At 38.5% G+C, this 5,136-nt stretch carries 4 protein-coding genes; 1 reads left to right on the top strand and 3 read right to left on the bottom strand.

Annotation, left to right across the window (positions count from 1 at the left end; translation table 11 throughout):
• Window positions 1–68: 68 nt before the first annotated feature.
• The gene (locus ACIR131C_RS0105940; RefSeq protein ID WP_028089459.1) at window positions 69–680 is read right to left on the bottom strand and encodes a GerMN domain-containing protein; all 612 of its coding nucleotides are present in this window, start codon (window positions 678–680) and stop codon (window positions 69–71) included.
• 544 nt (window positions 681–1,224) lie between these two features.
• On the opposite strand from ACIR131C_RS0105940, the gene ACIR131C_RS0105935 reads away from it, so the two are divergent.
• Window positions 1,225–1,947, top strand: a complete 723-nt coding sequence (locus ACIR131C_RS0105935; RefSeq protein WP_028089458.1) for a Uma2 family endonuclease — start codon at window positions 1,225–1,227, stop codon at window positions 1,945–1,947.
• A 119-nt stretch (window positions 1,948–2,066) separates the two neighbouring features.
• On the opposite strand, the gene ACIR131C_RS26640 is transcribed toward ACIR131C_RS0105935, so the two are convergent.
• Window positions 2,067–4,547, bottom strand: a complete 2,481-nt coding sequence (locus ACIR131C_RS26640) for an SUMF1/EgtB/PvdO family nonheme iron enzyme (RefSeq protein WP_035371569.1) — start codon at window positions 4,545–4,547, stop codon at window positions 2,067–2,069.
• A 6-nt stretch (window positions 4,548–4,553) separates the two neighbouring features.
• Window positions 4,554–4,958: a Pepco domain-containing protein gene (locus ACIR131C_RS0105925; RefSeq protein WP_028085429.1), complete on the bottom strand. Its 405-nt coding sequence runs from the start codon at window positions 4,956–4,958 to the stop codon at window positions 4,554–4,556.
• Window positions 4,959–5,136: the final 178 nt, after the last annotated feature.

Genomic DNA, 5,136 nt, shown 5'->3' with positions numbered 1-5,136 from the left:
CAGGGAACAGGGAACAGGGAACAGGGAACAGGGAACAGGGAACAGGGAACAGGGAACAGGGAAACTGACTAAAGGGGATAATTTTTCTGAAAACTTTCCCGGGTGAGTGGCTGTTCTAATTCCACACCTTCACCACCTAAAACCTCTAAGGGTTTACCGTTGACTTCAATATAAACTTTAGCTTGAGGGTTTAAACTAGTAGCAGTATATACAACTTGCCCAATCCGTCCGATCATGGAACTGCTACCGCCACCAGTGGTAAAGTTTTCAGATAAGTTGACGTGAACATCATTATTTTCTGCTTTGAGTCCCAGTAATTGAGTCCCCTGGGGAATAGTAGTAGAGTCTGTTCCTTGAGGAGGTCCGGCTAATAAAGTTTTAAACGCTGTTTCTAAAACTTGGTTGGGTTGGGTAGCAGCAATTTTCAGAGGTTGGGGAACTAAATCAAAACGATTTTCTTTAGACCTGAGCCAATATATACTAGCAGTTTGTTCATTACCCTGTTGGCTGTTCGATTGCTCTATTGGCTGTTTAATGGTTTTCGACGGGTTGGTAGGTGTGGGAGTATTGGCGCTCTGGGAAGAAAACCAAGCTACTCCACCGCTTACCGCTACCACTGCTACCGAAATGGCTGCTACTAGACCGGAAGAAATACTGTTAGTTCTTTGTTGGTCATTCATATCTAAAACCTACTTGACTAAGGACTGAAATAGTATTTGTAATATAAGTAGCCTGTTTATAGAGGTTATATCTCTAGTACAAATCTTGGGTTTTGATTTATACATAAACTGCTCTTGCTGGTTTTGCCCCTTTTCACTCCAATTGTAGAGTTATCCTTTGGGGTCTGTCACCTATCTCTTGATCTAAATCCCATGATTTCTTGAAAAAAGATTTAAATTAAAATTGGGCAAAATGTGGTATGTAGGTTGGCGTGAAAAATTGTCGTTATGACAAGGGAACAGGGAACAGGGAAGAGGGAAGAGGTTTTGGACAACTTTACTTTTCGTTACTTGTGTCGGTTTTTTCCGTTCACCTACTTGTACAAGTTAGTTGGTGACAAATATTAGTTATTTTACTAGCTTAAAAAGTATAATTTATGTTTTTTCACCCAGAGGCGCGGAGGCGCGGAGAGTAAGAGTTTAAGAAATGTAATTTTTGCAGGTTTCCTGAAAAATAAGTTGACTAGTTATAGTATAATTAACGAATCCCTATGATGTGGTGGTTATGGTTGTTACTGCTTCGACCTGCAAGATTACCTGGGAACTCTTACCTGAAGATTTTGTTTTAGAAGATGAACCTGTGGATAATGTCAATCAACCCTCTTTAGCTGCGGCGCTGACCGAAAGTCTACAATTGGCTGGGAAACTACCAGAAACAGCCCTGGTTACGACTAATTATGGTATCTGTGCTACAGTTAACAACAAAATTGTGATTAAAGCACCTGATTGGGCTTATATACCGAAAATTACCGTATCTAGAGAGGAAGTACAACGCAGTTATACCCCTCACAAACAGGGTGAAATACCGATTGTGGTGATGGAATTTCTTTCGGATACAAATGGGAGTGAATATTCTAGTAAACGGACTTTTCCCCCCGGTAAATGGTTTTTTTATGAAGAAGTTTTACAAGTTGCAAATTACCTGATTTTTGACCCTGGTACGGGTATTTTGGAGGTACATCGGTTACAAAATTCGGGAAAATATGAATTACGTTCTCCTGATGAAAATAACCGTTATTGGTTAGAGGAGATGGATTTATTTATTGGTGTGTGGTCAGGAAAGCGCGAAAACCGTGATGGTTACTGGTTGCGCTGGTGGGATAAACAGGGTAATTTGTTATTGTGGGGGTTTGAGTTGGTTGAGAGGGAACGACGAGAAAAGGAAGCTGCTTTACAACGTTTAGCAGAGTTGGAAAAACGATTGCGAGATGCGGGAATTGAAGTTTAAACTAGAATTCTGTTTCTAAGGATAATCCTCAAAAAAAATTTTTAGATCGCTCCGTTCCACTACGCTTTGAAGGGTAAAGAAAAGAAGAGCAAAGGGCAAAAGCGCAAGAGTGCAAAGGGCTACTGAGTCCACGCAGCACCACACACAACACGAAAACCGTTGAGGTTGAAGTCGAAGCCCGCACCATTATAGTCACGATAAGCCGAACGGCAATAGCCAGGATTGTAGAGCCAAGAACCGCCGCGCAGCCTCTTAGCATTACCGCTTTGACTTGTCCAAGCACTACCATCTTTAGGCGCGTTTGCATAATTATCATGCCAATCGTCTTGACACCATTCCCAGACATTCCCGTGTATATCGTACAAACCAAAGCTATTAGGGGGAAAACTACCTACTTCTGTTGTTTGTCCAAGAGATTTACCTTTTGGCTCAGAAGCATAGGTGTAAGTTCCATTATAATTAGCTAAGTCAGTTGTAATCGTTTCCCCAAAATAAAAGGGTGTAGTCGTCCCCCCACGACAAGCATATTCCCATTCTGCTTCGCTGGGTAGACGATATTCCCGTCCTGTCTTTTCACTCAACTTTTGACAAAACTCTACAGCATTATTCCAAGACACTTTTTCCACAGGACGTTTTGCTCCTTTTTCGGTGAAATAAGAAGGATTCTTACCCATGATTTGTTGGTACTGTTCTTGAGTCACAACAAATTTACCCATAGAAAAACCAGGTACATTTACCTGATGTTGTGGACTTTCATTATTATACCTATCTTTTTCTGACTCTGGTGAACCCATCATAAAAGAACCACCAGGGATTTGTACCATTTCCAGGGTGATACCATTACCTAAATCTTCTTTAAAATATTTAGCTTGATGATTCTCTAGATTAACTATTTTTCCTGTTTTGTTAACTGTTTTAGTTGTAAATGTAAATGTTAATAATTCAAGTAGTTTAGGTTGTACTTGTTTAGGTTCTACTTGTTTAGGTTCTACTTGTTTAGGTTGTACTGTAGGCTTCAATATCTGACTAAATACAACAGTAGTAACTAAACCTGTTCCTCCTAAACCAGCATAAATTAAAAATTGTCTGCGTTTTATAGGAGGTGGGTTTGACCCTGAAGAATTTCCAGATGTTTTTCTATTTTCCTCCTGAAGTTTTTGATATTCAGCTTCTTTTTTAGCAATAATTGGCTGTTCTATTTGCAATATTTCATGTTCATTGAGTTGCAAAGAGTTTTGTAGTCTTTTGAACCTATTTCTATTTGCTTGATGAAGGGGATATTCTCTCTCAATTTTTGCTGAAAATTCCCGTTGATACTGCTCTAAATTTTGCTGATGTTGTTGACGAATTCTTTCAGCCTGTTGTTCTTTTCTGATTCTCTCTTCTTCTTCGCGTTTTCTATATTCTGCTTCTTTCTGAATAAAAATTGGTTGTTTTATTCCTGATACTTCCTCTTCACTGAGTTGCAGAGATTTTTGTAAATTAGATAAATTATCAATACTTTTTTGATTTAGAGGAAACTGTTGTTCAACTTCTTTTAAAAGAGCCTGTCGGTATTCCTCTTGTTTGCGATTATTTTCTTTAATCTTTTCAGCAAGTTCAAGTATCTCTGTCGGTGACATAGTAGCATCACCTCTAGATGAACTAGCAGATTCAGAATTAGGAACAGGTTGAGAAATTGGTAATAGTGTTGAATTATTTTTTTTAATTGCAATTCTTTTAATAGCCGATACTGCATCTAAATCAGCACGAGACACGCCTAAAACTCTAATCCATATTTGTTCTGCTAACTCAAAATTTCCAGCATTTTCAGACAAGGATGCCTGTAATTTTAATGATTCAACATCTTTCATTGTAGCAGATTGCTCTAACAAAATATAATACATTTTATATGGCGGTTCTGCCTTGAGATAGGGATTTTGAATTTCTTTTTGATATCTAGTATTTAATTTAGGAACGGAAGAATTGAGATATCTATCTAATCGTTCCACAGTGGCACAATTAGCTTCACCATGTAATCTTAAACCTGTTAATAATGTATATGTAAATGAACCATGTTGTAATTCGGTAATTTCCCAAGATTTTTGATTAGCAGCACAGGAATAAAAGGTAATTACTCCTTGGTGTTGTTCTAAACCTATTCCTAAACCACTACGACTACTTTCTTCTCGACAAGCATCTAAAAACAAAACTACATTATCAGCACGACTACGACGCAATCTTTCAGTAATGAATTCAACGGAAATAGCTGTATGTTCAATATCACCAGGATCACTATCTGCAAGCATTAAATAATCTTTGTCAGCATGACGCATACCATGACCAGCAAAGAAAAACCATAGATTATCCCCTGGTTCTAATAGAGGTTGTTCAAATTGTGCTTGTAAAAATCGCCGCAACCGTCCGTAAGTTGGTTGAGTGGGAATTGCTGGACTGGTGTTAATAGCTGGAGAGTCCTCTGTAAACAAAAACACCTGATCAAATTTGGCTTCTTCCCGAAACCAAGCGGCCATTGCTTCTGCGTCCCGTTTAGCAAAGTTTAGGGATTGCAGGTTATCATATTGATTAATGCCAATACTAATTGCCCAGTTTTCACTCATTTTCATCTATGATTGTCGCTTGAATTTAAAGGTCAGACTGCCTTTACCGCCTACTTTTCCCCCTGTTCCGAATAAACTCAGTTGTCCTTCTCCATTCACTTCTACAGAAACTTCCACTTCGTCTAGGCGGATTTTAGAGTCAGGATCATCTGCTTCATCTAAACATTCTCGCATAGCTTGTATAAATCCTCTCATTTCCTGCTTGAGTTTTGTGACTTCAACTTTACGCCTAGTAATTACTAATTTGTCTTTTTCTTTGGTAAATATTATTTGTTCTTCCGTAGTTTTACCTCCTAATAATCCACCTGTATCACCACTACTTCTAGCACCGCTAATGGTCGTCGTTGAGGTTTCTGCGACTTCTTCAGTAATAATCCATAAACTGTCTGGGGTAGAAAATTCTGCTGACATAAAACTTACTACTTGTATGGTTGAAAATAAATTACCACAGATGGTCATATTTATCAAATTGTTCTTTTTCCAATTCATGATTTAATGAATCCAAGTAGGTGAACGGAAAAAAACCGACATAAGTGACGAAAAGTAAAGTTATCCAAAACCGTTCGGCTGACGCTCACGGCGAAGCCTA

This window comes from Dolichospermum circinale AWQC131C (assembly GCF_000426905.1).
Taxonomy (GTDB): domain Bacteria; phylum Cyanobacteriota; class Cyanobacteriia; order Cyanobacteriales; family Nostocaceae; genus Dolichospermum; species Dolichospermum circinale.
This window is presented reverse-complemented; position numbering and strand designations above follow the sequence as displayed.

Excerpts from the sequence above, each read along its gene's own strand:
- ACIR131C_RS0105940 (WP_028089459.1), bottom strand. The coding sequence starts at position 680 with ATGAATGACCAACAAAGAACTAACAGTATTTCTTCCGGTCTAGTAGCA.
- ACIR131C_RS0105935 (WP_028089458.1), top strand. The coding sequence starts at position 1,225 with ATGGTTGTTACTGCTTCGACCTGCAAGATTACCTGGGAACTCTTACCT.
- ACIR131C_RS0105925 (WP_028085429.1), bottom strand. The coding sequence starts at position 4,958 with ATGTCAGCAGAATTTTCTACCCCAGACAGTTTATGGATTATTACTGAA.
- ACIR131C_RS26640 (WP_035371569.1), bottom strand. The coding sequence starts at position 4,547 with ATGAGTGAAAACTGGGCAATTAGTATTGGCATTAATCAATATGATAAC.